This window comes from Kribbella sp. (genome assembly GCF_035655035.1).
In the GTDB taxonomy this organism is placed as follows: domain Bacteria; phylum Actinomycetota; class Actinomycetes; order Propionibacteriales; family Kribbellaceae; genus Kribbella.
In genome coordinates, this window is record NZ_DASRVN010000047.1 from 1 (window position 1) to 4,673 (window position 4,673).

Consider the following 4,673-nt stretch of genomic DNA (forward strand, 5'->3'; position numbering starts at 1 on the left):
GCCACGCTGAACGCCGATCCGGCGGTGATGGAGCACTTCCCGGCGCCGCAGACGCGCGAGCAGAGCGACGGACTGATCGACCGGAACATCCCGCTGATCGAGGAGCGCGGCTGGGGGCTGTGGGCGGTCGAGGTCAAGGAAGCCGGTGAGTTCATCGGGTTCACGGGGCTGTCGGTGCCGAGCTTCGAGGCACACTTCATGCCTGCGGTCGAGATCGGCTGGCGGTTGGCGAAGGGTGCCTGGGGCAACGGTTATGCGAGCGAGGCGGCGCGGGCGGCGCTGGCGCACGGGTTCGGGCCGGGTGGGCTGGATGAGATCGTGTCGTTCACCGCGACCACGAACGTGCCGTCGCAGCGGGTGATGCAGCGGATCGGGATGGTGCACGACGAGGCGGGCGACTTCGACCACCCGCGGATCGAGGACGGCCACCGGCTGAAGCGGCACGTGTTCTATCGGATCGACCGCGCGCAGTGGGAGTCAACCCGGTGACGTACGCCGTCGTCGACAGCCCGCTCGGTCCGCTTACGCTGGTGGGGACCGAGACGGGTGAGTTGACCGGGTTGTACATGGATCGGCAGCTGTACCGGCCGGACGAGGCGACGTTCGGCGACCGCGACGACGCGATCCTGCCCGCCGTCGCGGAGCAGCTGGACGAGTACTTCCACCACGGGCGGACGGCGTTCGACGTGGCGGTGCGGTTCGCCGGTACGCCGTTCCAGCGGCGGGTCTGGACCGCGTTGCAGGACATCCCGTACGGCGAGACCACGACGTACGGCGGGCTCGCCGCCGCGCTCGGGCTGAAACCGCAGTCGGCGCGGGCGGTCGGGCTCGCGAACGGGAAGAACCCGATCAGCATCATCGTCCCGTGCCACCGGTTGGTCGGGTCGACCGGCAGCCTGACCGGGTACGGCGGCGGCATCGAACGCAAGCGCGCGCTCCTCGATCACGAGGCCGGCCTGAACCTGCTCACTTGGTGAGCACTTCGGCTGCTGGGGCCTCGGCGGGGGCTGGGGGTTTGCGGGTGAGGCGGCGGGCCAGGGGTTCGGTGTAGCGGGCGGCTACGGGGCCGAGGATCACCAGGATGAGGACGTACGCCGTGGCGAGCGGGCCGAGCTTCGGTTCGACGCCGACCGCGAGGCCGGCGATGACGATGGAGAACTCGCCGCGGGCCACCAGAGTGCCGCCGGCGCGCCAGCGGCCGGCCCGCGAGATGCCGGCGCGGCGGGCCGCGAACCAGCCGGTGGCGACCTTGGTGAGCGTGGTGAGTACGGCGAGCCCGAAGGCGACCGCCAGTACCGGCGGGATCTTGCGCGGGTCCGTGCTCAACCCGAAGAAGACGAAGAACACCGCCGCGAACAGGTCCCGCAACGGGCTCAGCAGATTCCGCGCGCCGTGCGCGACCTCACCCGACAACGCGATCCCGACCAGGAACGCCCCGACCGCCGCCGACACCTGCAACTGCTGCGCGATACCCGCGACGAGCAGGGTCAGCCCGAGTACGACGAGCAGCAGCATCTCGGGGTTGTCCGACGACACCGCCCGGCTGATCACCCGCCCGTACCGGAGCGCGATGAACAGTACGACGGTCACCGTCCCGAGCGAGATCAGCAGCGTCATACTCCCGCCGGCCAGCCCGACGCCCGCGAGCAGCGCCGTCAGGATCGGCAGGTAGACCGCCATCGACAGGTCCTCGAGGACCAGGATCCCCAGCACCACAGGCGTTTCGCGGTTACCCAGCCGCCCGAGATCACCGACCACCTTCGCGATCACGCCGGACGACGAGATCCAGGTGACACCGGCCAGCGCGACCGCCGCCACCGGCCCCCACCCGAGCAGCAACGCCACGGCCGCGCCCGGAATGGCGTTGAGCAGGAAGTCGACCGCCCCCGACACGTACTGCGTCTTCAGCGTCCCGACCAGATCGGATGCCGTGTACTCGAGCCCGAGCAGCAACAGCAGCAGGATGACGCCGATCTCGGCGCCGGTGGCAACGAACTCCTCGCTCGCGGCCAGCGGCAGCAGCCCGCCGTGCCCGAACGCCAGCCCGGCCAGCAGGTACAGGGGAATCGGCGAGAACCCGAGCCGACCGGCGATCCGGCCGAGCACGCCGAGGGCAAGGATGACCGCGCCGAGCTCGATCAGGAGCGCGGTGATGTTCTCGTGCATGCTCAGCCCCCTGCGATCAGATCGGCCACCGCGTCCACGCCCTCACGGGTGCCGACCACGACCAGCGTGTCCCCGGTCGCGAACCGGAAGTCCGGCGTCGGCGACGGGGTCGCGCCGAGACGCCGCAGTACGGCCACGATCGACGCGCCGGTCCGGCTGCGGGCCTGGGTGTCGCCGAGCGTCCGGCCGGAGTACGGCGACTTGGCGGTCACCGGGATGTGCTCGGTGACCAGGTCGATCTCGATCTCGCCGCGGACCGGGTCGATCCGCTCCGGGACCAGCAGTTGCGCGAGCGCGGCCGCCTCGCCCTGGCCTAACGGCACCGACGCCTGGCACTCGTCGTCGTCCTCCGGCTTGTGGAACCCGAGGAACCGGCGGCCGTCGTTGTGCGCCACGACCGAGACGTGCTTCCCGGATTCCGTGACCAGGTCGTACCGGATGCCGATGCCGGGCAGCGTCGTCTTCGTCGGGTGGGCCTGGGCGTCCATGCGAGGTACTCCGAAATCCATTGGGCGTCGATATAAGGCGTCTGCAATCAATTCTCTCAAACCGGACAAGCCGGGGACGGGCGAGCGATGTGACGTGAGATGCAATCAGGTGCAGTGCAACGCGTTGCATAGGTAGGCTCCGTCCATGGCGCTGGAGCACGCGATCCTGGTCTCGCTGACCGAGCGGGCCGGTTCCGGGTACGAGTTGGCCCGCCGGTTCGACCGCTCGATCGGATACTTCTGGCCGGCCACCCACCAGCAGATCTACCGGGTGCTGCGGCGGATGGACGACGCCGGCTGGGTGCGGCACACCGAGATCGCGCAGGACGGCCGCCCGGACAAGAAGGTGTACCGGATCGCGGCCGCCGGTCGTGCGGAGCTGACCCGGTGGCTGGCCGAGCCGTCCGATCCCGCCGTACTGCGGGACGCTCTGGGCGTGAAGCTCCGCGGCGCCTCGCTCGGCTCCGCGGACGTCGTCCTGAAGGAGGTCGAGCGGCACCGGGCCGAGCACGCGGCCCGGCTCGAGGTGTACCGCGGGATCCAGAAGCGCGACTTCCCGAAACCGTCCGCCCTGCACGGCCGCGACCTGCACCAGTACCTCGTACTGCGCGGCGGGATCCGCGCCGAGGAGTCGTTCACGGCCTGGTGCGACGAAGTGATCGAAGCCCTCCGGAAGGACAACCGATGACGGCCTATCCCCATCTGCTGGAACCGTTGGACCTCGGGCATGTCGTGCTGCCCAACCGGGTGATCATGGGCTCGATGCACACCGGGCTCGAGGACCGGTTGACCGATCTGCCCAAGCTCACGGCGTACTTCGCCGAACGCGCCCGGGGCGGTGTCGGGCTGATGGTGACCGGCGGCTACGCGCCCAACTGGCAGGGCTGGCTGACGCCGTTCGGCTCCAAACTGACCAGCGGTCGCCAGGCCCGCGCGCACCGGCAAGTGACCGATGCGGTGCACGAAGAGGGCGGCCGGATCGCACTGCAGATCCTGCACGCCGGCCGGTACGCCTACCACCCGTTCAGCGTGTCCGCGTCCGCGCTCAAGGCCCCGATCAACCCGTTCAAGCCCCGCGCCCTGTCCGACGGCGGCGTGCTGAAGCAGATCACGGCGTACGTCGACTGCGCCGCGCTCGCCCGTGAGGCCGGGTACGACGGGGTCGAGATCATGGGCTCCGAGGGGTACTTCATCAACCAGTTCCTGTCCGAGCGGACGAACAGGCGCACCGACCGCTGGGGCGGGACGGCGGAGAACCGGCGGCGGATCGCGGTTGAGATCGTCCGGCGGACCCGGGAGCGGGTCGGCGAGGACTTCCTGATCATCTACCGGCTGTCGATGGCGGACCTGGTCGAGGGCGGCCAGAGCTGGGACGAGGTGGTTGCGCTGGGCAAGGAGATCGAGGCGGCCGGGGCGTCGATCATCAACACCGGGATCGGCTGGCACGAGGCGCGGGTGCCGACGATCGTGACGTCCGTACCGCGCGCAGCGTTCACGTCGGTGACCGCCGCGTTCCGGCCGCACGTGAACATCCCGGTCGTCACGTCGAACCGGATCAACCTGCCGCAGGTCGCCGAGGAGGTGCTGGCTCGTGGCGACGCGGACCTGGTCAGCATGGCCCGCCCGTTCCTTGCCGATCCGGAATGGGTGCTGAAGGCAACCAGCGATCGGGCCGACGAGATCAACGTCTGTATCGCCTGCAACCAGGCGTGCCTGGACCACGTCTTCGCCAAGAAGAAGGCGAGCTGCATGGTCAACCCGCGGGCGGTCCGCGAGACCGAGCTGCAGCTGCTGCCCACCCGGCGGGCGAAGAACGTCGCGGTCGTCGGCGCCGGGCCGGCGGGGCTTGCGGCGGCCGTGACGGCGGCCGAGCGCGGGCATCGGGTTGAGCTGTTCGAGGCGGCGGACGAGGTCGGCGGGCAGTTCGGCATCGCGCGACGGATCCCGGGCAAGGAGGAGTTCGCCGAGACGATCCGGTACTACCGGCGGCGGCTCGACCTCACCGGCGTCAAGCTGCAC

6 protein-coding genes are annotated in these 4,673 nt (G+C 70.2%); 4 read left to right on the forward strand and 2 right to left on the reverse strand.

Annotation, left to right across the window (positions count from 1 at the left end; translation table 11 throughout):
- Both VFF46_RS03360 and VFF46_RS03365 read left to right on the forward strand, forming a co-directional pair.
- Nucleotides 1-489 (forward strand): GNAT family N-acetyltransferase (locus VFF46_RS03360; protein WP_325035513.1); only part of this gene is annotated, 489 nt, incomplete at its 5' end.
- Nucleotides 486-977 carry a methylated-DNA--[protein]-cysteine S-methyltransferase gene (locus VFF46_RS03365; RefSeq protein ID WP_414673029.1) on the forward strand — a complete coding sequence of 164 codons (492 nt, stop codon included), beginning with the start codon at nucleotides 486-488 and terminating at the stop codon, nucleotides 975-977. The genes VFF46_RS03360 and VFF46_RS03365, both read left to right, overlap by 4 nt.
- On the opposite strand, the gene VFF46_RS03370 is transcribed toward VFF46_RS03365, so the two are convergent.
- Nucleotides 967-2,166, reverse strand: coding sequence for a cation:proton antiporter (locus VFF46_RS03370; protein ID WP_325035515.1), 1,200 nt, complete (start codon nucleotides 2,164-2,166; stop codon nucleotides 967-969). The genes VFF46_RS03365 and VFF46_RS03370 overlap by 11 nt on opposite strands.
- Before the next feature lie 2 nt (nucleotides 2,167-2,168).
- Entirely contained in the window at nucleotides 2,169-2,654 is a 486-nt protein-coding gene (locus VFF46_RS03375) for a cation:proton antiporter regulatory subunit (RefSeq protein ID WP_325035516.1), read from the reverse strand.
- Nucleotides 2,655-2,799: 145 nt separating this feature from the next.
- Between VFF46_RS03375 and VFF46_RS03380 the strand changes: the two genes are divergently transcribed.
- The gene (locus VFF46_RS03380; protein ID WP_325035517.1) at nucleotides 2,800-3,342 is read left to right on the forward strand and encodes a PadR family transcriptional regulator; all 543 of its coding nucleotides are present in this window, start codon (nucleotides 2,800-2,802) and stop codon (nucleotides 3,340-3,342) included.
- The coding region (locus VFF46_RS03385; protein WP_325035518.1) for an NADPH-dependent 2,4-dienoyl-CoA reductase at nucleotides 3,339-4,673 on the forward strand (1,335 nt) is incomplete at its 3' end. The genes VFF46_RS03380 and VFF46_RS03385, both read left to right, overlap by 4 nt.